Source organism: Curtobacterium sp. MCLR17_044 (assembly GCF_003234435.1).
GTDB lineage: Bacteria > Actinomycetota > Actinomycetes > Actinomycetales > Microbacteriaceae > Curtobacterium > Curtobacterium flaccumfaciens.
Genome location: NZ_QKTC01000015.1, coordinates 44,075 through 68,203, shown reverse-complemented (window position 1 = coordinate 68,203; position 24,129 = coordinate 44,075). Strand labels below are relative to the sequence as shown.

Genomic DNA, 24,129 nt, shown 5'->3' with positions numbered 1-24,129 from the left:
GAGCGCATCGCGGCGCTCGTGCCGGGACCGGCTCCTGTTCGCAGCAACAGCTAGATCCGGTCCAGGGACACCACCGTGACGACGATCGGCCACGCCTCACCGTCGAGCTGCACGGACCGCAGCCCGCGCGGCAGGGCTTGTCCGTCATCGGACTCAACGACGACTCCCTGCAGCCCGATGAGGTGCCCGGAACCCCTGCTGTAGTGCACGCGATCACCGACGACGGGCATGATGATGGTGTCCGCCGCCAGCTCCTCTGCAGCGAGTTCCACGGTGAGAGGCCGAGACTCCGTGAGCACCTCGGCGAGCTGTGCCTCGAACACGCCGCGTTCGTCGAGCTCCGCGTCGCCCGCCTCGGGATCCACGATCCTCGCGACTGGCAGGATCTGCTGGCCGATCGTGCGCGCGACTCCGCACCCGATCGCGACACCCAGGCCGGCGAGGGACAGCCCCATGCTCGCCATCTCGAACCGCAACGGGACTGGCTCAGCAACGACCTGACGGATTCCGCCGTTCGAGCCGCCGGCGGTGTGCGCTCGCACGGCAGTCGCCTTCACCGCGCCGTGGAGTCGTGGCGCGACCGGAGCTGCTCTTGTCCGCCGGAGATCACCGCCGAACTGCTCGCCGAGATGCTTCTTGAACGCAAGGGCGCCAGGCCGTCGCTCGTCGCAGTTGTCCATCGGGTCGCCTTCGGGTCGGCTTCTCGCAGCCTCGAGTCAGGCTGTTCCCGGACCGTACTGCCGGACCGTCGGCCCACACGACGGTTCCTCACCGATCTTGCGGTAACCAGCAAGGCCGATTCGGAGTTCGCGCCGGCGCAGCCCCGAAGCGCGAGTAGATGACTCCCAGCGGGAATCGTGCTTCTACCTCGTCGCTGAACTTCGACGCTTCGGACTCAGTCGCGAAGACACCGAGCACCGTGTTGTGTGGTGACTCGTCACCACCGGGGTCTGGTCGCCTCAGAGCTCTGACGTCGGCTGTTGGCGGGGGTTGAGGAGATCGCCGTCCCAGCTCAGGTCGTCGTCTTCGTGCACCTCGAAGGCCTCGAAGTGATCGTCCGCGAGGATGCTGTCGACGAGTGCGCGTGAGCCGGCGACGATCGTCGAGTCCCAGTCTTCCTCGGAAGCGACGACCCAGGTGTGATCCCCGGGCCAGATCAGCGACGTGTAGGGCCCTTCCTGCTGGGGGCGACTGCATCCCCATCCGGGGACGGAGCGCTGCGCCCACGATGGGTCAGCAAGCTCGCGCAGGCTCGAGCTGAACAACCACATGTCCCGACCGGGCCACGGCATCTGCATGCGAGCCCGCGCGCGCGCGTTCCGGCCTCCTTCGGCCCATGGCGGGTTGCCGGTGCCTTCCCATGCTCCGATGACCAGGTCGTCCGGGTTCCGCGTCGCGGCCCGCAGATGCGTGGTCAGGACCGCGAGGTCCTCCGGGTTGAACCACCCATCGTCGGACTGACCGACACTCCACCCATCCGACCAGTCCCTCGTGTGCTCGTCATCGCTGATGCGGAACCACTGCACCAGGGGATGCATCACCCGGCCGTTACGGCGCGCAACCTCAGCCCACCGCCAACGCGTGTGCTCAACATCGACGGGATTGCCCCACTCGTCGACCGTGTTCGGGTCAGTACGGTGCGCATCCACCGGGTGCAGCAGCCGCGCGTACGCCTCGAAGCCCGTGCCAGCGACACCGCCGACGGTCGCCCATCGACCGGCTCGCTTCACGAGCCAATCGCCTCGCAGGGCTTCGGTCAGCAGGATCACCGCATCAGCATCCCACGGCGAACGCCTTCACTCAGGAAAAGCAGTCTCCGAAGACCATCCGCAACCGGAACCGCCCCTACTCCCCCACGTCCGAGCAGCCCGGCAACGCCGCGATGTCCGTGCACCCGTACTCGCTCCACCCACCCTGGCCGTAGGTGTCGTACGCCGCAGTCGACGCCACCGTGGCCCCTGCACCAACCGTCCGGACGAAGGACGGGGTCGGATCACCCTCGGTCGTCCACCGGACCCACTGGAGCGAGGCCACCTCGCCCGCTTCGCTCGCGTCCCGCAGACACCGCAGGCTCTCGGCAGGGAGCGCACCGTCGGCCTCGAGCTCCACGTCACCGCAGTCGGTACCGCTCGGGTTGCTGACCCACTCGGGCGCATCGGCGAGTGTGCGGGCGGACGCGATGGGGTCAGCTGGCTGCTCGCTGCACGCCGACAGGAGCGGCAGCGCGACCAGCGCGAGTCCGGCGGCGGCGAGGACCAGTGGCTTCTGCACAGGACGAGCATGGCTCAACGAGACGCCCTGCCGGGTCACGGTCCGACAACATGTCGAGCGCTGGCGACCTGACGCCCGATGGTCCACACCAGACGGACGGGAGGCCCGCTGCCAGCTGGCAACGGGCCTCCCGTCCGCATGATGGTCGCGTCGACGACGCGACGAGCAGGCGCTGGTGCGTCAGCGCGATCGGACGATCGCGGCCTTGGTCTGGTCACGCAGGTACGCGATGCCGGCGGCGTTCGGGTGGAGTGCGCCGAAGAGGATGCTGTACTTCGTCCCGGCCAGCGGCGTGCTGTTCGCAGCGGTGCCGCGGTCGGTCAGGGTGAGTCCCGCCATCCACGCGGAACCCGACGCGGCACAGGGGGTGTGCGCGGCAGAGCCCTGGAGCGTCGAGACGTAGGTGAACCCACGAGCCTTCGCCGCAGCCTTGACCGCTGCGTCGAGCGCGTTCTGGGTGCGGTGGAAGTAGGCGGTGTCGGTCGCGGTGAAGGGGAACGCGTTCTGCGGGAACGGCGGCTCGAGACCGGAGTCACCGAGAAGGCTCGAGAAACATCCCTTCGGGGCCTGCGCCGCACCCGGCGCGATCATCGGGTAGCCGACGACGAACACCTTCGCCTGCGGAGCACGTTGCGCGATCACGCGGAACGTCGACGCGAGCCGCGGTGCCACGACGGTGCGGATGCGCGATGCGAGACGATCCCGCGTGACGCCGTGCACGACCGGTGCGTAGTAGTCCTTGCAGTGGTCGTAGGTCTTCCCGTGGATCTCCGAGAACACCGGGCCGGCCTTGTCCAGCGCGACGCAGTTCGCGATGACGCCGGAGAACCCCAGGTCGTTCCCGCCGATCGACACCGTGACGACGTCCGTGTCCTTGGAGAGCGCGTCGGCCTGGACGGGCGCGGTGGCACTTCCGGCTCCGGTCTTCTGCGCGACCCGGGAGATGTTGCCGGTGGTGGCACCGGCGCAGGCGCGGTCGTCGAGCTGGAGTCCCAGTGATGCTGCGACCTGGTGCGGGTAGTCGGTGGTGGACTGGAAGCAGCCGGCTGCCGGACCCGAGCTGTAGGGGGCGACGCCGAAGCCGCCGGCGTACGAGTCGCCCAAGGCCACGTAGTTGTCACCGCTGGCGGCGGCCACGGACTGGGTGGGTGCCGCGCCGTCGGCATTGGCCGCGGAGACGGGCCCGGCTGCCCCGACAGCGAGCGCTGCCGCCGTGAGGACGCCGCCGGTGATCAGCAGCGCGTTGGGGCGGCGGAGGCGAGGAGCGTGACGCATGGAGCAGGTTCCTTCCAGAGGGCCTATTCGACAGACGATCGTCTGACAAGTAGACGGTAGGTCGGTACGACGCCCCGCGCCATGAGAGGGCCACAAGGTGCATGGGATGCGCTCCGCGCACCCGTCCTGTCCTGTCGCGTCCTGTCCTTCGACGTGGATCAGGCCGACGTGCACCAGGTGGACAGGTGGTCCAGCGCCGCTCCGGCCGTGGCCACCAAGCGCTTGCGGGTCGATTCCCGGTCGGCGTCCGCGAGGACCGCGTCGCCGATGGCCTCGGTGATCTGCTGCACGACGGCCACGAGCGCGGCAGCCTGAGCACGCCGGGTCATCGAGTCGAAACCCGTGTCCGCCAGTTCTGCTGCCACCGCGGACGTGACTTCGTCGTAGAACTCCAGCGCCCGGCGCCGGAGCACCGCGCTGAGCTGGCACTGCGCGGGGAACTCCCCTCGCGCCAAGGCCGGGTCCTCTGCGACGTACCGATCGACATCCTCGAGGACGATGGTGCGCATCGCTTCCGCGGGTGACTGCTGCGCACCTCGGCCCGCAACCGCAGCTCGGATCTTCTCGAGCACCTCGTCGGCTCGGTCGAACACCAGATCGGGTTTGGTCGGGAAGTAGTTGTAGACGGTCTGATCCGAGACGCCTGCAGCTCGGGCCACGTCTGACATCGACACCTCGTCGTACCCGTGCTCAGCGAACAGGCGTGCAGCAACGTCACCCAGGCGCTCGCGGGTCTCCCGTTTCTTGCGCTCTCGCAGGCCCGACGAAACGCCCGTGCTCGACTCCACCATCCCCCGAGTCTGGCACGAAACGTTGAGTGACCCAAAGTTCTGGTACGTTTGCCGAACTTAGAGTCACTACAAGTTCGGTGGATGCCGAGGAACGAGGACGATCGATGACCACGCAGAAGCAGGAACAGGTACTCATCGCAGGAGCGAGTTTCGCTGGGCTCACGACCGCGCTGTGGATGCGTCGGCTCGGGTACGACGTCTCGATCGTCGAGGTCGCTCCCGGGTTGAAGCGAGGCGGCACCCCGGTCGACATCCGCGACGACACCATCGCGATCGTCGACCGGATGGGCCTGCTCGAGCAGATCTCGGCGAAGGCGCTCGCGCCGCGGGTGACAGAGTTCACGACGCCGGAGGGAGACCGCATCGCGCGGATGGATCCGGTGCCTCCCTCGGCCGGATCGACGGGCGACGGCTACGAGGTCCACCGCGACGACCTGCTCGACATCCTCGCCGCCGCGACCGAGGGCGAAGTGGAGATGCTGTGGAACAACTCGGTCACATCCCTGCACGAGACCGACGAAGAGCGCGTGCACGTCACCTTCCGCGACGGAACCGAACGGGACTTCTCCATGGTGTTCGGCTGCGACGGCAACCACTCCACAGTGCGTCGACTGCACTTCGGGCAGGAAGCTCTGTACAGCCACTTCCTGCGGACGTACTTCTCCGTCGCCATCCTCGACGACCTCGTCATCGAACCGCAGACGACCCGGATCACCAACGCACCGGGCGTCACGATGCTGGTCAACTCGTACGACACCACCACCGACCTCGTCCTCGGCTTCCGCTCCGAGCAGGAGATCCCCTTCGACCACCACGACGAAGCGGCACAGAAGCGCATCCTCCGCGAGCACATGCTCCGGGCCGGTTCGCCGTTCTCGGACCACGTCGACGAAGCCATCGGCGCCGAGACCTTCTACTTCGACAAGCTCAGCCAGATCAAGATGCCGGCGTGGACGTCCGGCCGTGTCGCACTCGTCGGCGACGCCGGTTACTGCCCTTCCCCGGCCGCCGGGATGGGCGGCTCGCTCGCCATCATCGGCGCCACTGCACTCCACGACGCCCTCCGGGACGCGGACGGCGACGTCGAGCAGGCATTCGCTGACTACGAGCGCGCGCTCCGGCCGGTCGTCGACGCGGTACAGCACGACGCCGAGCACATCGGTGTCAGCAGCTACTTCCCCGCGACCGCAGACCAGATCGATGCGCGCAACAGGATGCTGCTCGACCGCTGAGTACGGACCCCCCACGGTTGCGCCTGTTCGAAACAATTCCACAAGACTTCTTGTGCGTATAGGGTCGCACCATGACCCAAGGACGGATCGACGACCCCGCCCAGATGCGCGCCCTCGCTCACCCGACACGCCTGCGCATCCTCGGCCTGTTGCGTGCGAACGGCCCGCAGACCGCCGCGACGATCGGCGAGGTGATCGACGAAGCGCCCGGCACGATCAGCTACCACTGCACCCGACTCGCCGCCGCGGGCTTCATCGAACCCGCTCCCGACGCGGGCACGGACCGACGTGAGCGCTGGTGGCGAGCCGCGCACGACGCCTCCGTGTGGGAGCTCGCCGATGCGCTCGACGACCCGGAGCGGTTGCTCGCCACCAACACCCTCGACCACGCGGTCGCCCGCGTGTACGCCGCGAACTACGAGGCGTTCGTCGACCTCGCGCCGACGTTCGGACGCGAGTGGGTGTCGGCGTCCTCGAGCTCGGACCGCGTGCTCCGCCTGACGGCAGCCGAGCTCCAGGACATGGGCGAGGAACTCCGCGGCGTCGTGGACCGCTGGGCTGGTGTCGCTGCCGAGCACCACGCCGGCGACGGCTCCGAGCAGGTCTTCGTGCTGAACCAGGCATACCGATGGCCTCGCGGCTGAGCCCCCGGGCGCAACTGCGCGCACTGCTCGCGGTGCAGGTGGTGTCGCGCGTCGGGAACGTCATCACCACCATCACCGTGCCGTTCGCCGTCCTCGCGCGTGGCGGCTCCGCCACCGACGTCGGCATCGCCGCGTTCATGGCGACGGTGCCGATCGTGCTCGGCGGCCCGTTCGGCGGTGCCATCGTGGAGCGGGTCGGCTTCGTCCGCTCGAGTGTCGTGTCCGACGTCGTCAGCGGGCTCACCCTGCTCGCGATGCCGGTGCTCGCCTGGACCGTCGGTCTGCCGTTCTGGGCGCTCCTCGCGCTCGTGTTCGTCAGCGGGCTGTTCGACACCCCGGGTGAGTCCGCCCGACGGGTGCTCCTGCCGGGGCTCGCGACCGCGGCAGGCGTGCCGCTCGAACGTGCCGTCGGCCACTTCGAGGCGTCGTCACGGCTGTCGGTGCTGATCGGAGCGCCCCTCGGCGGGACCCTGGTCGCCGTCCTCGGTCCGATGCCGGGTCTCGCCTGCGTGGCGATCGCCTTCGGGGCAGCCGCGATGCTCATGGCGCTGACGGTCCGCGGTGCGGTGGCGCCGGTCGCGTCCGGCGAGCCCGTGGAGTCGCAGGGGTACTGGCGCGACATCGCCGACGGGTTCCGGTTCTGCGTCCGCGATCCCCTGTTCCGGCTCGTGGTCGCGCTGGTGCTCGTGACGAACCTGCTCGACGCCGCACGCTCGACCACGCTCCTGCCGCTCTACGCCGACCAGCAGCTCGGCGGCGCGCAGGCGCTCGGGCTCGTCACCGGTGTCTTCGGGGGTGCGGCGTTCCTCGGCTCCGTCGCCTTCGGGTACGTGGCGCACCGCGTGCCACGGCGGTTGGTCTTCGCCCTGTGCTTCGTGCTCGCCGGCGGGCCGTCCCTGGTGGTCCCGGCGCTCGGGCTCGGCCTGCCGTGGATGCTCGCCTCGGCTGCGCTGTCCGGGCTGGCGGCCGGGTCGATCAACCCGATCCTCGGAGCCGTCGAGCTCGAGCGGATCCCGGAGCACATGCGCGCGCGGGTGTTCGGCCTGCTCGGTGCCGGCGCGTGGGCGGGCATCCCCGTCGGCGGCCTGCTCGCCGGGCTCGCTGCCGACGGTGTGGGGGTCGAGGCCACCTTCGCCGTCGTCGCGGTCGTGTACACGGTCGTGACGCTCACGCCGCTGCTCGGCGGATCATGGCGGCTGATGGAACGCCGCTCGGTCACGGTGTCGGCGGCTTGACGTCCGGTGGTCCGCCCGAACCGCCGCCTAGGCTGCGGAGGTGACCAGGCACCGGACGGACACCCGACGAGCGATCGTCGTGACCGTTCTGGTCTTGGCTGCCGCGGCCGTCCTGTTCATCGGTCTGCGCGCCGCACTGCTGTTCGCGGGGGCGACGGAAGGCGACGCGCCGACGTCGTCGTCGATCCCCCTGCCTGCGGGAAGCAGGGTGGTCCACGAGGACGAGGAGTGCGCATCCGGTGGATGCTGGTCGGTCGTGTCCGTGCAGCCGCCGACGGGAGTGAGCCCGTCCGAACTGTCGACGACGTTGGGCACCGAGCCGTTCGCAAAGCTGCCCGGGACGCTGTGGGATCCCCGCGTCGTCAATCTGACGTCGGAGGTCCAGGGCGAACTTCTCGTGGTCCGAGCGGACTACTGGTCGCGCGAGCCCTCGCCCTGACGCCCGGAAGACCACCCGAGGCGGCCGTGCCTGGAGGGACGGTGCCAGCTGGCACCGCGCCTCCCGTCCGCCCTGTGGTCGCGTCGACGACGCGTCAGGCTTCCCAGGGCCAGTAGGTCTGGCAGGTCTCGGGGCCGCCGTTCGTCGAGCCGCAGACCTCCACCGGCCCCCAGATGCTTGACGACCAGGGTTCAGCCCCCGCTGCGCTCCCGACGACGCACCCGCAGCGTGCCGATCCCCTGCACGATGCAGACGACGCCGCTCGCGACGACGATGACCCCGGTCACGATCCGGCCGATGGAGAATCCTCCGAACAGCAGCGGGGCGACCGCGACACCGATGAAGATCGCCCCCATCACGATGACGACGACCGGGTTCTGGGCGACGAAGAACCGGCGACCGCCGTTCGCTTCGGCGATCGCCCGGTCCCGAGCACGCGGGACGGCGTCCGGCGACCGACCAGCGCGGCGATCTGCACGCCGTCGCCGGCTGCGCAGGACCAACCACACCGCCGCGCCGATGACCACGGCCGCTCCGATCGCGATCCACTCGACGAGCTGGAAGAACCCGAAGACCATCACCAGGACGAAGCCGACCGCGATGCCCACGAACATGTCTGAGGTCATCCGGTCGGTCCGGCCGTCGGCACTCGTGACGTAACCGGGGCGGCGTTCGTACGGATCGTGCTCGTCCACGGCCGGTCCGTCGGCCCGTTCGGTTCCCATGCTCCGAACGTACCGACGGCGCTGGGGAACCGTCCGGGTCAGCCGACCCGTTCCCCCGGCTGCTCGGCCCGGACCCCGTGCGCCGGACGCCGCTCCCGCACGATCGCCACCGCCTGGCGCAGAGACAGCCCCGGCAGGTAGGTACGGACGATCGCGACGCCGATCGTGGGCAGCGCCACCGGGTCCGGGTACGCCATCACCAGCGGGTGCAGGTCGGGGCCGAACTTCGCCTTGAAGCGCAGCAGCGAGCGGAACCCGTAGACGGGCTCGAGCGCACCGCCGACGACATCGAGGAACGATTCGACGCCGCTCCGGCCGGCACCCTGCGGCTCGGCCGACGACGCGAGCGGGGCGGCGGACAGGCTGAGCCGCTCGGCACCGTCGGCGCGCATCCGGTCGACCGCACTCGCGACCAGGAACTCCATCACACCGTTCGGGGCGTCCGGCGCGCGGCGCATCACGTCGAGCGTCCACCCGACCACCTGCCCGGCGCGGTAGGCGGGCAGCCAGCTGGTGACGGCGAGCACCGTGCCGTCCCCGCCCAGTGCGACGAGCGTCCGGACAGCGGGGTCGCGCATCTCGTCGATCCCGCCCAGGGTGAACCCCATCTCGGGCAGTTCGCGCTCGGCGACCCACTCCTCCGAGATCGCCTCGATCTGGCGTGTGACCGAGCCGGGCAGCGAGGCCCAGTCCGACCAGAGCGCGGTGGTGCCGGATCGTGCGGCCTTGTTGACGGCCGTGCGGACGTCCTGCTTGCGCTTGCCCGTCGTCGTCCAGGTGCGCGGGTCGAGGTCGGCGTCCTCGGCCACGGGGAGCGTCGTCCAACCGAGTCGGGCGAGTGCCGCGCCGAGGGTGGCGTCGATGCCGTAGAAGACGGGCGTCCAGCCGTGGTCGTCCGCGGCCCGTGCGAAGCCCTCGAGTGCCGCCAGCCGCGCGTCCTCGTGTCCGAAGGGGCCACCGGTCGTCACGGCGACGCTGCCGGTGCGGTGGTAGGCGACACCGGCGCGGCCGTCCTCGGTGAACCAGTACTCGTTGCCGGGCCAGGTGGTCATCCACCCGAAGGTGTCACCCCCGCCCGCGACCAGCAGGGCCCGAGCGGCCACCCGTGCGGCGTCCTGCCCGTCGAGGTCGCTGTCCGAGCGCCCGGCCCCGGTCGGCCGGACCGCGGCGATCGCCACGGCGAGCCACAGGAGCGGGCCGGAGACACCCACGACGAACCGCAGCGCCGGGTCGGCCTGCGCCAGGTGCGTCGGCAGGGTCACGGGGGCGATCGGGCCGAGCACGGCGAGCGCCAGGTGGAGGGGCTCGCGCACGCTGTCGCCCGAAGCCACGGCGACACCGACGACGACGACCGCGAGCACCACGGCCGAACCCGCGACCGTCAGGACGAAGGTCCGGAGTCGTCGCTGGTCGGTCCGGACCGGGAAGTCCGCGCGGCGCAGGACGAGCACCACGGCGGTCGCGATCGGCACCAGCACCGACGCGGCGATCGAGAGCGAGACCGCGAGGTGGTCCGACGCCAGGCGCTGCACGACGGCGTGGTGGCGTTCGGGCAGCACCCCGTAGGAGACGGCGGTCGCGACGCCGGAGACCAGGTCGACGGTCGCGACGAGCCACAGTGCGAACCGGCTCCCCCGCCGGAGTCCCACGGCGCCGACCGCCAGGACCACGAGCGGCATCACGGCCAGCAGCGAGTGGAACAGGCCGTGCGGGTGCACCTCGGCGAGCGCCCGGACGCAGCTGGCGGTCACCCCGGTCACCGAACAGTGCGGCATCCGTCCGGTCGGCCCGGTGTCGAGCACCACGGCGAGCGGGGCGAGCAGCCCGAACTGGGCACCGGTGACGAGCGCGAGGACGGGCCCGACGGCCGACACGGTCACCGCGGCCACCAGCAGCACCCGGGTCTCGCGTGAGGAGCTCCGGGTCCAGCCGCTCCGCACCGGCGACCGTCGCAGCACGCGGCCGAGCACCAGGCCGACGACCAGGGCGAGCGCAGCGTGCAGGTCGGACGCGTGTCCGGCGTAGAGCAGCAGTGCCGCGACGACGGCGATCGACACCACCCGGATCCGGCGTCGCCACAGCGCGCCGGCGAACGCGCTCGCGGTGACGATGGTCCCGACGATCCAGGTCCAGGGGCCGACGTGTCCCAGGTGCACGAGGAAGCCGCGGTTCGCCGGGGCGCCGTCGAACAGCTGCAGCAGGGCGCCGAGCCCCGTCCCCACCACGGTCGTGACGACCATCGCGAGCAGGGTGCGCCGCCAGCCGAGCAGCCGTTCGGACGCCGCGGTGCAGACCACGACGGCGACGAAGGTGACGAGGAACCCGACGACGCTGCTCGTCACCGCGACCACGCCGAGCGGGCCCATCGTCCCGCCGAGCGTGTCGGGCGTGCGACCGTCCTTCGTGCCGAGGCATCGGAGCACCACGGCGGCGATGCCGGCGACGATCGTCAGGGCGGAGACCACGCTCGTCAGCGGGTACCGACGGGCTGCCGGCACGAGCCGTCTCGGATGCGCCCACGCGAGGGCCGCGCTCACCGCAGGCCCAGGTGCGCGATGACGCCGGGCATCCCGACGCGCAGGGCGTAGCGGACGGTGTTCCAGTCATGGGCGGAGCCCTCGGACACGAACAGCCGGGTCCGCATGCCGGCGGCCTCCGCAGCCGTGCGGAGCGCGGTGGTCGAGGCGACGTAGGGGGCGTCCTCACCGCCGTAGGCGAACACCGTCAGGTGCCCGGGGTACGGCCCGTGCGCCCGCATGATCGCCCGTGGTGCCGCCGCGGCGTACCGCGAGGCCGAGCCGCCGAACCCGTACCGGATGCTGTGCTGGACGGAGCCGTTCAGGGGTGCCAGCTCGCTTGAGATCGCGAAGGTCGTGCCGAACACGTCCGGGTGTGCGGTGGAGAACTGCATGGCACACGTGGCTCCCTGCGAGAACCCGACGATGCCCCAGGCCGAGGGCGCTGCCCCGACGCGCAGGTGCTGCCGGATCCAGTTCGTGGTGTCGGTCATGATGTACGTCGCGGAACGGCCGAGGGACGAGTCGACGCACATCGGGTTCCGGTCCGGTGCCCCGAGTTGATCCGGCGCGACGACGATCGGGGCGAGTCCGTGGTGGGCCTCGGCGAACGCGTCCATCACCGCGCCGAGCCGACCGGCCTGGAACATGTCGCTCGGCTGCCCGGGTTGCCCGGCCAGGCTGATCACGACCGGCAGGGTCGGTGGTCGCTCGGTCAGGGCGGCCGGCGGCAGGTACACCACCGCCGGCCGTGCGTGGAAGTGGGAGACGGTCGACGGGATGGTGACCGAGAGCACCTTCCCGCGTCGCGGCATGTCGGCGGGCGCCCGCCAAGTGGCCGGGTCCACCACCGGACTGGAGGCGCGCCCCACCCCCGTCTCGTGTCCCAGCGGACCCGACGGGTACGGATCGGTCGTCACGGCCTGCTCGATGGTGCGGTACGCCCCGAAGTCGACGTTGACGCCGAGGACGGCGGCCAGGGCCACCGCCACCGCCGCGAGCACGCCGAGCACGCGGCGGAGCCAGCCGCCCTGGACGACCGTCACGACGAGGAGCCCGACTCCACCGAAGGCAAGGGCCACCCACATCCGGGTGATCGGGGTGAACGACACCCCGTACAGGTCCTGCACGTCCCCGAACCACCACACCGCGACCAGCCCGATCGCGGCGCCGACGGCCACGGCGCCGAGTCGCCAGAGCAGGCCCCGGACCGGATGCCGGGAGTGACGACCGAACGCCGGCAGCAGCGCGGCGACGGTGAGGAGCCCCGCGGCGACGTCGACCGGGACGAGCACGGTCGGCGCGACGACGGCGACGTGGAACAGGGGTCGGAGCAGATCGTGGAACATGGGGCCTCCCGGCGGACGGTGCAATCGTGGCGGCGGCCCGCTGCGAACGGGGCACCGAGGCGCTTCCGGTTCGCACAGTTCCCACCTGTGCGGCTCTCAGGCGGCACTCGAACAACGCCCAGTGAGGCGTCCGGTGCGACGCTGCCGCGGGGCCGCTCGGTGGCGCGCACCTAGGGTGAACGGGTGACGCACGACGGATCGGTACGGGCTGCACTCGCGGCGGTCGCAGCGGACGGCTGGGGTGACGGTGGGCCGCTCGTCGAACCCGGCGGCACGGCCTCACCACGTCGGGCCGCGGTCCTGATGCTGTTCGGCGCGCTCGACCACACGCCGAGCGACCGACCGGCGGCAGCGCCCGGTGTCCCGCGGGACCTCGACGTCCTGCTCCTCGCCCGGGCCACGACCCTGCGCGCGCACGCCGGCGAGGTCGCGTTCCCCGGTGGACGCATCGACCCCGGTGACGCGGACGCCGTCGCCGCCGCCCTCCGCGAGGCACAGGAGGAGACGGGGCTCGACCCCGCTGGCGTCGAGGTGCTCGGCGCCCTGCCAGCCGTGCCCCTGGCGTTCTCGAACCACCTGGTCCGGCCCGTCATCGGCTGGTGGCGCGACCCCTCACCGATCCGCGTCGTCGACGAGCACGAGTCGGCGGCGGTGTTCCGGGTCCCCGTGGCCGACCTGCTCGACCCGGCGAACCGCGGCGTGACCGTGATCCGCCGCAGTGGTCAGGAGTGGCGCGGACCGGCGTTCACCATCGAGGCCGACGGGGACGAGCACCTGGTGTGGGGCTTCACCGCGATGCTGCTGGATGCACTGTTCGACCGACTCGGCTGGACGGAACCGTGGGACCGGAGCCTCGAGGTGCCGCTGCCCGACTGAGCACCGGGAACGACAGCGGGTCGGCCCGCACCGCGTCGACCGCGTGGGCCACGGCCCCGATGACGACGACGTCGGCCCCGAGCGACGACGCGACGAGTTCCGGCACCGGGTCGAAGTGCCCTTTCGCGAGCAGCTCGCGCGCACGGTCGATCACGGCGACCGCGGGCTGGGCGATCGCGCCGGCGACCACCACGCGGTCGATGTCGAGCAGGCTCGCGAGCAGGATGCAGACCCGGGCCAGGCGGTCCCCCAGACGGTCGACGATCGTGCGCGCGACCGGATCACCGCTCCGTGCGGCCTCGAACACCAGGGCGGCGTCAGCGGCGAGCGCGGCGTCCGCGGGGATGTGCCCCGCGACGACGGCGTCGGCCACGAAGGTGCGGGCGACCGCGCCGATGCCGTCGGAGGAGCCGACACCCTCGACGAGTTCGAGCACCCGCATCTCCCCGGCACCACCGTGGGCACCGCGCAGCAGGACCCCATCGACGACGAGGCCCGCGCCGAAGCGTTCGCCGGACAGCAGCGCCGCGAACGAGGCGTCACCCGAGGACGGCCGCTCGGCGAGCGCGGCGAGGTTCGCGTCGTTCTCGACGAGCACCCGCCCGTCCGGCACGGCGTCGGCGAACCCCGGGTTCATCCGGACCCAGAAGCCGCCGTCGTCGGGCGAGGCCCCGGCGGCGTCGACCGGCGCCGGGATGCCCACGACCGTGACCAGGACCCGGGTGCGGTCGACGTCGGCCGAGGCGAGGGCGGCGGCCACGGTGTCGGCGAGGACCCCGAGTCGAACGGGCACGTCGAGGCCTGATTCTCCGAGCGACCCCTCGGCGCGACCGAGCACCGTGCCGCGCAGGTCGGCGACGAAGGCGGTGACCCGGTGCTGGCCGGCGTCCACACCGACGACGACCCCGGCGACCGGGTCGAGCTCGTAGCGGCGGGCGGGGCGTCCCATCCGGTACTCCCCCGCGGCCCGGGCATCGTCGAGTTCGCGGAGCCAGCCGAGCCGCACGAGCTCCTCGGCCGCCCCGAGCACGGTCGACCGGGTCAGGCCGGTGGCGTCGATCGCCTCGGTCGCGGTGAACGCGGACGAGTCGAAGGCGTACGCGAGCAGCGTCTCTGCGCTCGTTCCACGGGGTGGCGGCATGTCGTGACCCTATCGCGCGACGAGTTCCTTGCGGAATTAGATTTTCTCGCTACATTTAGTTCCGCGGGCAGCATCGGAGCCGCTCGCGGGACGGAACGGCAGGGACGCCGGGTCCGGACGGACGGAGACGACGTGCAAGCACACGCCACCGCCAGGAGCGCAGCATCGGTCAGCCGACGCGGGTTCCTGCTGGGAGCGGGCGGCATCGGGGCGGGCCTCGCGCTCGCCGGATGCGCCCCGATCGGGTCCTCGAGCGCCAAGCCGGAGACCATCACGTTCTACGTGTCGAAGCCCGAGGTCATCGGCTACTTCGACGACGTCATCGCGCAGTTCCACCAGAGCCAGTCGAAGGTCCGGGTCGTGCGCGACTCGACCTCGAGCATGTCCGCGAACTTCGTGCGGAACCGGCCGCCGGACCTCGGCTGCTGGAACTACAACTTCTCGGTCGTGCCGTTCGTCGAGCACGGCGCGCTGACCGACCTGTCCGACCTGCCGCAGGCCGACACCATCAACCCCGACCTGTGGCCGCTCATGGAGCAGACCGCCGACTACCCCGGCCGGAAGAGCGCCCTGCCGTACTCGGTGACGGCGGCGTCGGTGATCTACAACAAGGCGCTCTTCGCGCAGCAGGGGCTCGAGGTCCCGACGACGTGGAGCGAGTTCGCCGACGTGTGCGAGCGCCTGACCAAGGCCGGGATCGCGCCGATCTACGGCACGTTCAAGGACAACTGGACGATCGCCCAGGGCATGTTCGACTACTCGATCGGCGGCATGATCGACACCCCGGCGACCTTCGAGGCACTCCGGCGCGAGGGCACGAACGTCGGCAAGGGATCCGCCGTCTCGTTCGAGCGCGACCTGCGGAAGCCGATGGAGCGCATGGTGCAGCTCCGCGCCTGGCACCAGGACGGCGCCGCGAGCCGCGGGTACGGCGACGGCAACCTCGCCTTCGCCCAGGGCAAGGCGGGCATGTACCTGCAGGGGCCGTGGGCCCTCGGCGAGATCGCCAAGACCACGAAGGACATGGACCTCGGCACCTTCCCGCTCCCCGTCACCGACGACCCGGCCGACCGCAAGGTCCGCGTGAACGTCGACCTGGCGCTCTGGATCCCGGAGGCGTCGCGCAAGCAGGAGGCCGCCCGCGAGTTCCTGTCGTTCCTGATGACCAAGCAGGTCAACGACAAGTACAACGCGGACAACAACGGCTTCGGCGTGCGCAAGGACGCTCCCCCGGCGTCGAACCCCGCCCTCCGTGGCATGCAGTCGTACTACGACGACGCAGCCTTCTACCTCGGCGCCTCGCAGCTCATCCCCGCCGAGATCCCGGTCGCGAACTACGCGCAGTCGATCGCCTTCGGCGGCGACCCGCAGCGCCAGCTCCGCACCCTCGACGCCGACTGGGCGCGTCTCGCGCTCCGCACGGCCGCGTAAGGAGACGTCCGAATGGCAACCACGACCACCGAATCCATCACGACGGCGGACCGCCGCCGCCGTCGCGGGGCCGCACCGGGCCTCCAGGCCGGACGACGGGACGGACGACGCAAGCCCCGCGTCGACCCGCTCTTCCTGGCGTTCCTGCTGCCCACCCTGGTGCTCTTCACGCTCGCCATCACGCTGCCGGCCGTGATGGGCATCGTGCTGAGCTTCACGAACTCCGTCGGCTTCGGCGAGTTCCGCTTCACCGGGCTCACCAACTACATCGCGGTGTTCTCCGACCCCGCGATCCTGCAGGCGTACCTGTTCACGCTCGGCTTCTCACTCGTCACCGTGATCGTCGTGAACGCGATCGCGTTCCTGCTCGCCATCGCGCTGACGTCGAAGATCCGCGGCAAGATCGCGCTGCGTGCGGTGTTCGTGCTGCCGATGGTGATCTCGGGCATCGTCATCGCCTACGTGTTCTCGTTCCTGTTCGCGAACAGCCTGCCGGCCTTCGCCACCGCGATCGGCTTCGGGCCGCTCGAGCAGAGCATCCTGGCGAACCCCGACCTGGCCTGGCTGGCGATCGTCGTCGTCACCGCCTGGCAGGCGATCCCGTCGACGCTCCTCATCTACATCGCCGGCGTCCTCTCGATCCCCGGCGAGGTGTACGAGGCGGCCGCCCTCGACGGTGCCAGCGCGTGGCGGCAGCTCGTCTCGATCACCGCACCGCTGACGGCGGGCTACATCCTGATCAACCTGGTCATCGGGTTCAAGAACTTCCTGAACTCGTACGACATCATCGTCGGCTTGACCGACGGCGGCCCCGGCACCTCGACCACCAGTGTCGCGATGTCGATCTTCAAGGGCTTCAACGGCGGCGACTACGCCTACCAGATGGCGAACGCCACGATCTTCTTCGTCATCGCGGTCGTCATCGCCGTGATCCAGCTGCGGGCGACCCGCGGGAAGGCAGCGCTCTGATGTCCCTGCAAGCACCCCTGCGACCGGGGACCACCGCCACCGGCAGCATCCGTTCCGTCGACGCCGACCGGTCCTCCGGCTCGGGCAAGGCCGGCCGCGGTCGTTCCAACTGGCCCGTCACCGTCGTCCTCGTGCTGTGTGCGCTGTCGGTGCTCGTGCCGCTGTACGTCACCCTGACGATGGCGTTCAAGACCACCGGCCAGGCGGTCGACGGCAACGCGTTCTCACTGCCGGCACCGTTCAGCGTCGACGGCTTCGTGCAGGCGTGGCAGCTGACCGACTTCCCGCGTGCGTTCGGGGTCTCGGTGTTCGTCGCCGCGATCACCGTCGTCGGCACGATCCTGCTCGCCTCGTTCACGGCCTACGCGATCGCCCGGAACTGGGACCGACGGCTCTTCCGCTGGTCGTTCTTCTACCTGCTCGCGGCGATGTTCCTGCCGTTCCCGGTGCTCGCACTGTCGCAGGTGAAGCTCACCGGGCTCGCGCACCTGGACAACCCGCTCGGCGTCGCGATCCTGCACGTCATGTTCCAGCTGTCCTTCAGCGTGCTGCTCTTCACGGCCTTCCTGCGGTCGATCCCGGCGGAGCTGGAGGAGAGTGCACGCATCGACGGTGCGAGCACGGGGCAGGTGTTCTGGCGACTCGTGTTCCCGCTGCTGGCACCGATGAGCGCCACCGTCGGCATCTTCGCGTTCCTCGCGTCCTGGAACGACTTCGTGATGCCGTCGCTGATCACCTCCGATCCGGCGCTGCAGACCCTGCCGGTGCTGCAGCAGATGTTCCAGACGCAGTTCAGCAACAACTACAACGTGTCGTTCGCCTCGTACCTGATGGCGATGGCCCCGGCGATCATCGTCTACCTCGTCACCCAGCGGTGGGTGATGGCCGGCGTGACCCAGGGCGCCATCAAGTGACCGACACACACCCCTCGAACGAAAGGCCCGACGTGACCGACACCCTCGCCCAGCCCGCCACCACCTCGCACGACGAGACCTGGTGGCGCCAGGCCAGCGTCTACCAGATCTACCCCCGCTCGTTCGCCGACGCGAACGGCGACGGCATCGGCGACCTGCCCGGCATCACCGAGCGGGTGCCCTACCTGGCCTCGCTCGGCATCGAGGCCGTCTGGCTCAGCCCCTTCTACCCGTCCGCCCTGGCCGACGGCGGCTACGACGTCGACGACTACCGCGACGTCGACCCGCGCCTCGGCACCCTCGACGACTTCGACCGGATGGTCGAGGCACTGCACGCCGCCGGCATCCGGGTGATCGTCGACGTCGTCCCGAACCACACGAGCGACCGGCACGAGTGGTTCCGCGAGGCACTCGCAGCACCCAAGGGCTCCCCCGCCCGCGACCGCTACGTGTTCCGCGACGGCAGCGGACCGTCCGGCGAGGAAGCCCCCGCCGACTGGATCTCGATCTTCGGCGGCCCGGCCTGGACCGCCGTCGGCGACGGCCAGTGGTACCTGCACAGCTTCGCGAAGGAGCAGCCCGACCTGAACTGGGCGAACCGCGAGGTCCGCGACGACTTCCTGCACACCCTGCGCTTCTGGTCCGACCGCGGCGTCGACGGGTTCCGCATCGACGTGGCCCACGGCCTGGCGAAGGACCTGGGCGAGACCCTGCCCACCTGGGCCGAGCTCGCCGAGATGCCGAAGGACGGCACGCACCCGCTCTGGGACCGCGACGACGTGCACGAGATCTACGCCGAGTGGCGGACGGTCTTCAACGAGTACACGCCGGCCCGCACCGCGGTCGCCGAGGCCTGGGTCCCCGCGCACCGCCGCGCCCGCTACGCCAGCGCCGAGGGGCTCGGTCAGGCGTTCAACTTCGACCTGCTCGAGGCTGACTTCGACGCCGGCCAGTTCCGCACCATCATCGAGTTCAACCTCGGCCTCGCCGAGCAGTCCGGCTCGTCGACCACGTGGGTGTTCTCGAACCACGACGTCGTCCGGCACGCCACCCGCTACGCCCTGCCGCCCCGCGCCGGCGGCACCGACAAGCAGGGCAGCGCGTGGCTGCTCGCCGGTGGCTCGCAGGACGCGCTCGACCGGTCGCTCGGCCTGCGTCGCGCACAGGCCGCGACGCTGCTCGAGCTCGCCCTGCCCGGCTCCGCCTACCTGTACCAGGGCGAGGAGCTCGGCCTGCACGAGGTCGGCGACATCCCCGACGCCGACCGCCAGGACCCGGCGTTCTTCCGCAACCCGGGCGTCGACGTCGGTCGTGACGGCTGCCGCGTGCCGATCCCGTGGACGCGCACCGGCTCGTCGTTCGGCTTCGGTCCGGACGGCTCGCACCTGCCGCAGCCGGCGTGGTTCGCCGACTCCAGCGTCGAGGCCGAGGACGCCGACCCCGACTCCACGCTCAACCTGTACCGGAAGGCGCTCGGCCTGCGTGGCCAGCTGCAGTCCGAGGAACAGCTCGAGTGGATCGAGACCGGCCGTGACGACGTGCTCGCGTTCCGTCGGCCGAACGGCTGGACGAGCGTGACGGTCTTCGGCGACGAGCCCTTCGCGCTGCCGGCCGGCGAGCTGCTGCTCGCCTCGGCCCCCGTGGTCGACGGCGCCCTGTCGGGCGTGGGGACGGCCTGGTTGCGTTCCTGACGCGACCCGCGCCCTGGGCGCGACCGGACGACGGACGGGAGGCGCGGTGCCAGCTGGCACCGCGCCTCCCGTCCGTCGTCTGCCCGCGTCTGCCCGCGGAACCTGGCGTACCCGGCGTACCCGGCGGAAACGGGCGTACCGGGTCGAGAGTTCCGACCAGGTACGCCCGTTCTCGCATCCCATCGCGGCCGTTCTGGGAAGGAAGTCCCGGTAGGGTCGCCGCATGAGCGGGGCGAGCATCAGCGTGCAGGACTTCGTGATGCGGTTCGGGGACCGCAACGTGGTCGACGGGCTGTCGTTCGACGTCGCCCCCGGCGAGACGTTCGGGCTGCTCGGCAGCAACGGCTCCGGCAAGACCACGACGATCCGGGCCCTGCTCGGCATCACCACCCCGACGGCGGGCACGCTGACGATCGACGGCCGTCCCTACCGACCGGCCACCGGCGGCATCGGCTACCTGCCAGAAGAGCGCGGGCTGTACCGCAAGGAGTCCGTCATCGACGTGATGACCTACTTCGGGCGCCTGCGCGGGCTCCGCGGTGCCGAGGCGACCGCGTGGAGCATGGACTACCTGGCCCGGGTGGGGCTCGCCGACCGCGCGAAGCTGCGCGTCGACAAGCTGTCCGGCGGGCAGCAGCAGAAGGTGCAGCTCGGCATCACGATCATGGACCAGCCGCGGCTGCTCATCCTCGACGAACCGACCAAGGGCCTCGACCCCGTGAACCGGCGGCTCCTGCTCGACCTGGTCGACGAACGGAAGGCCGACGGGGCGACCGTGGTCCTCGTGACGCACCACATGGACGAGGTCGAACGACTCTGCGACCGCATCCTGCTGCTCAAGGACGGCCGGGCCGCCGCGTACGGATCCGTGCCCGACGTGCAGGACGCCTTCGGCGGCGCCGTCGCCCGCGTCGGGCTCGACGGCCCCGTACCGAAGTCACCGCTGTACCGGCTCGCGCGCCACGAGGGGCACGTCGCCTACCTCGTCCCGACCCAGGCCGCCGCTCCGGACGGTGCGGACGTCCTGGCAGAACTGGTCGCGGCCGGGGTGCACGTCACCGCGTTCGAGATGCGCCGGATCCCGCTCGACGAGATCTTCGTGCAGGTCTACGGGCACGACGCCCTGGCTGCGGCGTCGACCGACGGGGCAGCGGCATGAGCAACCTCGGCACGGTCGTCCGGTTCGAGTTCGTCCGCGCGGTCAAGAAGCCCGCGTTCTGGATCGGCACCCTCGCGCTGCCGGTCGTCATCGTGGTCGTCTCGTTGCTCGTGGGCATCGGACAGGCAGCCGGCACCAACTCCGTGGTGTCCGGGTCGTCGGCCACGAAGACCCCGTTCCACTACGTCGACGAGTCCGGCCTGGTGTCGGAGTCCGTGGCCGCGAAGTGGGGCGGGACCCCCTCCACCGAGGCCGCCGCCGACCGTGCAGCCGTTCGATCCGGTGCCCTCGACGCCTTCATCGTGTTCCCGTCGTCGCCGTCCACGACGGCCATCCGGGTCGACGCCGCCGACCGCGGACTCTTCGCGAACGGGGTCTACTCGTCGCTGGCCGAGCGGGTGCTCGAGCAGAGCGTCGCCGCGTCGGTCGACGACCCCGAGACCGTGGAGCTGCTCCGCAGTCCGCCCGCCACCGACGTCACCACCTACGCCGACGGCCGGGTTGCACCGGGCTGGTTGTCCGTCGTGCCGCCGTTCCTGTTCGTCGCCGCGTTCTTCGGGCTCGTCATCCTGCTCGCCGCCCGGATGGTCACCGTCGTGGTCGAGGAGAAGGAGAACCGCATCTCCGAGATGATCCTGACCACGGTGACCGCGGGCGACCTGATCCGCGGCAAGGTCATCGCGATGCTGCTCGTCGGCTTCGTGCAGGTCAGCGTGTTCGTCGTGCCCGGGCTGGTCGGGCTGCTCGTCGCCCTGCCGCTGGTGTCGTCGCAGCTCGGTGGGCTGACCGTCGACCCGTGGCGGATGGTGACCGGGGCGCTGCTGCTCGTCGGCGGGGTGCTGCTGGCGTCCGGGCTGTTCGTCGCCGTCGGGGCCGCCGTCCCGTCGATCAAGGACGCCTCGGCCCTGCAGTCGGCAGCGATCTTCGCGCTGATCATCCCCCTGTACGCGGCGTTCTTCGTGATGACGACGCCGACGTCGCCCGTCGCGCAGTTCTTCACGTACTTCCCGACCTTCACCCCGATCACCGCGATGGTGCGGAACGCCGTCGGGGCCTTGACCGTGACAGAGTCGGTGGTCTGCATCGTCGAGGTGTTCGTCGTCGCCGGGCTGCTGCTGTGGTTCGCGGAGCACCTGTTCCGGCACTCGGTCGCGCAGTACGGGTCGAAGGTGACGGTGCGGCAGATGCTGTCGTGGCGGCGGGGGCGGCGGGGCTGATCCCCACCGATCAGCCGGCGGCGATGCGGCGGAGCGCGTCCAGGTGGGCGGCCCAGACGGCCCGACCCGACGCCGTCAGGGTGATCGACGTGCGGGGTGTCTTGCCCACGAACCCCTTCCCCACCGACACGTAGCCGGCCGCCTCGAGCGCGGAGACCTGCTTGCTCAGCACCGAGTCGCTGACCTCGACCGCGTCCCGCACCTCGCGGAACCCCAGGGTGCCGGCACGGGTCAGGGCGGCGATCACCGAGAAGCGCACGGGGTGCTGCAGCAGGTCGTCGAGCTCGTGCCGCGGGTGCACCCGGTCGGTGGTGCTCACGAGCGGGCCTCGCGCGCCGCGCACACCAGGGCGACCAGTAGTACCAGCCCCGAGGTGATGCCCGACCAGAGCACCGAGCCGTGCACCCACCCGACCACGGCGATCGCCGCCAGGTAGGTGACCGCCCAGCTGGCGATGTAGACGGTCCAGCGGCGGCTCCGGGCGAAGGCCGAGCGGCCGCGGATGCTCACCATGAAGAACACCACCAGGGCGAACAGGGCCACGAGGGTGCCGACGTAGACGGCGGCGAACGCGTCCCCGGTCGTGAGCCCCATGCCGAGCGTGCCGAGCGACGTCGCGACGCCGAGCGCGGTGATGAACGTGACGTACGGCCAGCGGACGGCGTCGTGCGCACGTCGGCCGATCCGGTCCGCCTGGTCGAGCAGTCGGGCCGCCTCGGCGGGTCCGGGTCGTGCGGTGGTGTCCTCCATGGTGTCCCCTCTCGTTGACACCAGTGTTGCAAGGACTTTCCAGTTTGGCAAGCACTTTCCAAGCCGGAGAGCTTGCCGTTGCGCTCAGACGCGGACGGGTGCCTCGTCGAGGTCCCACGACGGGACGGCGTGCCGCTTCCATCCCTGGCGCAGGGTGTTCGCCGCGCGGTCGAACTCGACCAGGACGTCGATGTGCGGGCGGACCAGCATCTGGATCTGCAGCCCCTCGTAGACCGAGAGCAGCTGGGTCGCAGCCTGGTACGCGGGGATGCCGGCCTCTTCCGAGCCCTTGTCGAAGTCGCGCTGCAGCCCGACGGTCAGCTGCTCGGCGTACTCCTCGAACCGCTTGCGGAACAGTTCGGCGAACCCGGACTCCGAGCTGGCCACGGTGATCAGCCCCGCGAGCACCCGGACGAGCCCGGGGTCGGCGACGTCCTCGGCCAGGGTCAGGCGGACGTGCTCGATCGTGCACGTCGGCGGGTTCTTCCGCCGGGTCCCCCGCAGCTGCGCCCACCGGTCGTAGGTGACCAGGAGCAGGGCGTGCCAGGTCGGGAACAGCCGCTCGACGGTCTCGAGCGGGATACCGGCCACCTCGGCGACGACAGCCGCGTCGACGGTGTCGAACGGGTGCAGCCGGTAGGCACGGATGGCCGCGCGCACCGTGCGCTCTGCGAGGGACTCGTCGTCCTCGACGCGTTCGCCGTGCAGGGGTTCCATCCGACCATTGCAGCGCATTCCGGGCCGTTTGTCTCGTCCCAGAGCGGGGGCCGTGCTCCGGGCCGCGTCAGCGCGTCGTGATCACGGCGGTCAGCCGACGGTGACGGGCGCCGCCGGCGGGCGGACCCGCTGGCGCATCCACACGAAGAACCCGGTCAGCGTGAAGACGCCGTAGAAGACGTACATCAACCCGGAGGCGTAGTACCCGGCCGAGAACAGCAGCGGCACGCCGACCAGGTCGACCGCCACCCAGATGAGCCAGAACTCGACCCACCCCTTCGCCATGCCGTACGTAGCGAGCAGCGATCCGACGAAGATCCACGCGTCGCTCCACACCGGCTCGTACGACCCGAGCGCGCGGAAGACGGGGGTCAGCAGGGCGGTGCCGCCGACCATGCCGACGACGAGCAGCAGACGGGTCTGCCAGGAGGCCCAGCGCGGCTCGATCACGGTCGTCGCGTCCTCGGGGCGGTGCGTCCACCGGTACCAGCCGTAGATGCTCACGATGATGAACATGACCTGGCGGCCAGCCTGCCCGAGCAGGTTGACGGGGTTCGGGGTGTCGAAGAGCGCACCCATGAAGACGGTGAGGAGCAGGGCGTTGCCTACGAGTCCGACCGGCCAGGCCCAGACCTTCCGGCGCATGCCACCGAGGGCACTGAGCAGCCCGAAGACGTTGCCGATCACCTCGCGCCAGAGCACCGTCTGGTCGCCGATGACGATCTGCGCGTCGAACAACCAGCGCACGATGTCCATGGGCCCTCCTCGTTTCCGGACGGTGCAACGA

24 protein-coding genes are annotated in these 24,129 nt (G+C 70.8%); 11 read left to right on the top strand and 13 right to left on the bottom strand.

Annotated features, from left to right (window positions below):
• Positions 1 to 50 precede the first annotated feature (50 nt).
• The 5 genes from DEJ04_RS12110 to DEJ04_RS12090 form a co-directional block, all read right to left on the bottom strand.
• Positions 51 to 680, bottom strand: coding sequence for a hypothetical protein (locus DEJ04_RS12110; protein WP_146248702.1), 630 nt, complete (start codon positions 678 to 680; stop codon positions 51 to 53).
• A gap of 279 nt (positions 681 to 959) precedes the next feature.
• The gene (locus tag DEJ04_RS18445; RefSeq protein ID WP_111105242.1) at positions 960 to 1,769 is read right to left on the bottom strand and encodes a hypothetical protein; all 810 of its coding nucleotides are present in this window, start codon (positions 1,767 to 1,769) and stop codon (positions 960 to 962) included.
• A gap of 76 nt (positions 1,770 to 1,845) precedes the next feature.
• A complete protein-coding gene (locus tag DEJ04_RS12100) occupies positions 1,846 to 2,271 on the bottom strand; it encodes a hypothetical protein (protein WP_111047216.1) in 426 nt (141 codons plus the stop codon).
• A gap of 180 nt (positions 2,272 to 2,451) precedes the next feature.
• On the bottom strand, positions 2,452 to 3,546 hold the full coding sequence (locus DEJ04_RS12095) for an SGNH/GDSL hydrolase family protein (protein WP_111047215.1): 1,095 nt from the start codon (positions 3,544 to 3,546) through the stop codon (positions 2,452 to 2,454).
• A 158-nt stretch (positions 3,547 to 3,704) separates the two neighbouring features.
• The gene (locus DEJ04_RS12090) at positions 3,705 to 4,337 is read right to left on the bottom strand and encodes a TetR/AcrR family transcriptional regulator (protein WP_111047214.1); all 633 of its coding nucleotides are present in this window, start codon (positions 4,335 to 4,337) and stop codon (positions 3,705 to 3,707) included.
• A gap of 104 nt (positions 4,338 to 4,441) precedes the next feature.
• Here DEJ04_RS12090 and DEJ04_RS12085 point away from each other — a divergent pair, with 104 nt between their 5' ends.
• The 4 genes from DEJ04_RS12085 to DEJ04_RS12070 all read left to right on the top strand — a co-directional run bounded on the left by DEJ04_RS12085 (position 4,442) and on the right by DEJ04_RS12070 (position 7,887).
• Positions 4,442 to 5,569 (top strand): FAD-dependent monooxygenase, encoded by a 1,128-nt coding sequence (locus tag DEJ04_RS12085; protein WP_111047213.1) that lies wholly within the window; start codon positions 4,442 to 4,444, stop codon positions 5,567 to 5,569.
• Between the two features lie 71 nt (positions 5,570 to 5,640).
• Complete coding sequence (locus DEJ04_RS12080) at positions 5,641 to 6,213, top strand: transcriptional regulator (RefSeq protein WP_111029949.1); 573 nt, start codon at positions 5,641 to 5,643, stop codon at positions 6,211 to 6,213.
• On the top strand, positions 6,198 to 7,448 hold the full coding sequence (locus DEJ04_RS12075) for an MFS transporter (RefSeq protein ID WP_111047212.1): 1,251 nt from the start codon (positions 6,198 to 6,200) through the stop codon (positions 7,446 to 7,448). The genes DEJ04_RS12080 and DEJ04_RS12075 overlap by 16 nt, the downstream gene beginning before the upstream one ends.
• 79 nt (positions 7,449 to 7,527) lie before the next feature.
• On the top strand, positions 7,528 to 7,887 hold the full coding sequence (locus DEJ04_RS12070) for a hypothetical protein (RefSeq protein WP_111047211.1): 360 nt from the start codon (positions 7,528 to 7,530) through the stop codon (positions 7,885 to 7,887).
• Positions 7,888 to 8,078: 191 nt separating this feature from the next.
• Here the strand turns inward: DEJ04_RS12070 and DEJ04_RS12065 are convergent, their stop codons facing one another.
• The 3 genes from DEJ04_RS12065 to DEJ04_RS12055 are packed head-to-tail and all read right to left on the bottom strand — an operon-like array spanning position 8,079 to position 12,477.
• A complete protein-coding gene (locus tag DEJ04_RS12065; RefSeq protein ID WP_111047210.1) occupies positions 8,079 to 8,612 on the bottom strand; it encodes a hypothetical protein in 534 nt (177 codons plus the stop codon).
• A gap of 38 nt (positions 8,613 to 8,650) precedes the next feature.
• Positions 8,651 to 11,110: a bifunctional lysylphosphatidylglycerol flippase/synthetase MprF gene (locus DEJ04_RS12060; protein WP_111047209.1), complete on the bottom strand. Its 2,460-nt coding sequence runs from the start codon at positions 11,108 to 11,110 to the stop codon at positions 8,651 to 8,653.
• Positions 11,111 to 11,145: 35 nt separating this feature from the next.
• Complete coding sequence (locus DEJ04_RS12055) at positions 11,146 to 12,477, bottom strand: esterase family protein (RefSeq protein ID WP_111047208.1); 1,332 nt, start codon at positions 12,475 to 12,477, stop codon at positions 11,146 to 11,148.
• 183 nt (positions 12,478 to 12,660) lie between these two features.
• Between DEJ04_RS12055 and DEJ04_RS12050 the strand changes: the two genes are divergently transcribed.
• Positions 12,661 to 13,353 (top strand): CoA pyrophosphatase, encoded by a 693-nt coding sequence (locus tag DEJ04_RS12050; protein ID WP_258371370.1) that lies wholly within the window; start codon positions 12,661 to 12,663, stop codon positions 13,351 to 13,353.
• Here DEJ04_RS12050 and DEJ04_RS12045 read toward each other — a convergent pair.
• Entirely contained in the window at positions 13,265 to 14,494 is a 1,230-nt protein-coding gene (locus DEJ04_RS12045) for an ROK family protein (protein ID WP_111047207.1), read from the bottom strand. The genes DEJ04_RS12050 and DEJ04_RS12045 overlap by 89 nt on opposite strands.
• A gap of 132 nt (positions 14,495 to 14,626) precedes the next feature.
• Between DEJ04_RS12045 and DEJ04_RS12040 the strand changes: the two genes are divergently transcribed.
• The 6 genes from DEJ04_RS12040 to DEJ04_RS12015 all read left to right on the top strand — a co-directional run bounded on the left by DEJ04_RS12040 (position 14,627) and on the right by DEJ04_RS12015 (position 21,875).
• The gene (locus DEJ04_RS12040; protein ID WP_110865282.1) at positions 14,627 to 15,925 is read left to right on the top strand and encodes an ABC transporter substrate-binding protein; all 1,299 of its coding nucleotides are present in this window, start codon (positions 14,627 to 14,629) and stop codon (positions 15,923 to 15,925) included.
• Between the two features lie 12 nt (positions 15,926 to 15,937).
• Positions 15,938 to 16,894: a carbohydrate ABC transporter permease gene (locus DEJ04_RS12035; protein WP_111047206.1), complete on the top strand. Its 957-nt coding sequence runs from the start codon at positions 15,938 to 15,940 to the stop codon at positions 16,892 to 16,894.
• Positions 16,894 to 17,808, top strand: coding sequence for a carbohydrate ABC transporter permease (locus tag DEJ04_RS12030; RefSeq protein WP_071405176.1), 915 nt, complete (start codon positions 16,894 to 16,896; stop codon positions 17,806 to 17,808). The genes DEJ04_RS12035 and DEJ04_RS12030 overlap by 1 nt, the downstream gene beginning before the upstream one ends.
• A 32-nt stretch (positions 17,809 to 17,840) precedes the next feature.
• A complete protein-coding gene (locus DEJ04_RS12025) occupies positions 17,841 to 19,499 on the top strand; it encodes a glycoside hydrolase family 13 protein (RefSeq protein ID WP_111047205.1) in 1,659 nt (552 codons plus the stop codon).
• A gap of 223 nt (positions 19,500 to 19,722) precedes the next feature.
• Positions 19,723 to 20,658: an ABC transporter ATP-binding protein gene (locus tag DEJ04_RS12020; protein ID WP_071404266.1), complete on the top strand. Its 936-nt coding sequence runs from the start codon at positions 19,723 to 19,725 to the stop codon at positions 20,656 to 20,658.
• Positions 20,655 to 21,875: an ABC transporter permease gene (locus DEJ04_RS12015; RefSeq protein WP_111047204.1), complete on the top strand. Its 1,221-nt coding sequence runs from the start codon at positions 20,655 to 20,657 to the stop codon at positions 21,873 to 21,875. Before DEJ04_RS12020 ends, DEJ04_RS12015 begins: the two co-directional genes overlap by 4 nt.
• Positions 21,876 to 21,885: 10 nt before the next feature.
• Here DEJ04_RS12015 and DEJ04_RS12010 read toward each other — a convergent pair whose 3' ends face one another.
• The 4 genes from DEJ04_RS12010 to pnuC all read right to left on the bottom strand — a co-directional run bounded on the left by DEJ04_RS12010 (position 21,886) and on the right by pnuC (position 24,098).
• Positions 21,886 to 22,194: a transcriptional regulator gene (locus DEJ04_RS12010; RefSeq protein ID WP_111022077.1), complete on the bottom strand. Its 309-nt coding sequence runs from the start codon at positions 22,192 to 22,194 to the stop codon at positions 21,886 to 21,888.
• Entirely contained in the window at positions 22,191 to 22,625 is a 435-nt protein-coding gene (locus DEJ04_RS12005) for a chemotaxis protein CheY (protein ID WP_111029938.1), read from the bottom strand. Before DEJ04_RS12005 ends, DEJ04_RS12010 begins: the two co-directional genes overlap by 4 nt.
• Positions 22,626 to 22,709: 84 nt before the next feature.
• Positions 22,710 to 23,342: a hypothetical protein gene (locus DEJ04_RS12000; protein ID WP_071404264.1), complete on the bottom strand. Its 633-nt coding sequence runs from the start codon at positions 23,340 to 23,342 to the stop codon at positions 22,710 to 22,712.
• 90 nt (positions 23,343 to 23,432) lie between these two features.
• Positions 23,433 to 24,098 (bottom strand): nicotinamide riboside transporter PnuC, encoded by a 666-nt coding sequence (pnuC, locus tag DEJ04_RS11995; protein WP_111047203.1) that lies wholly within the window; start codon positions 24,096 to 24,098, stop codon positions 23,433 to 23,435.
• Positions 24,099 to 24,129: the final 31 nt, after the last annotated feature.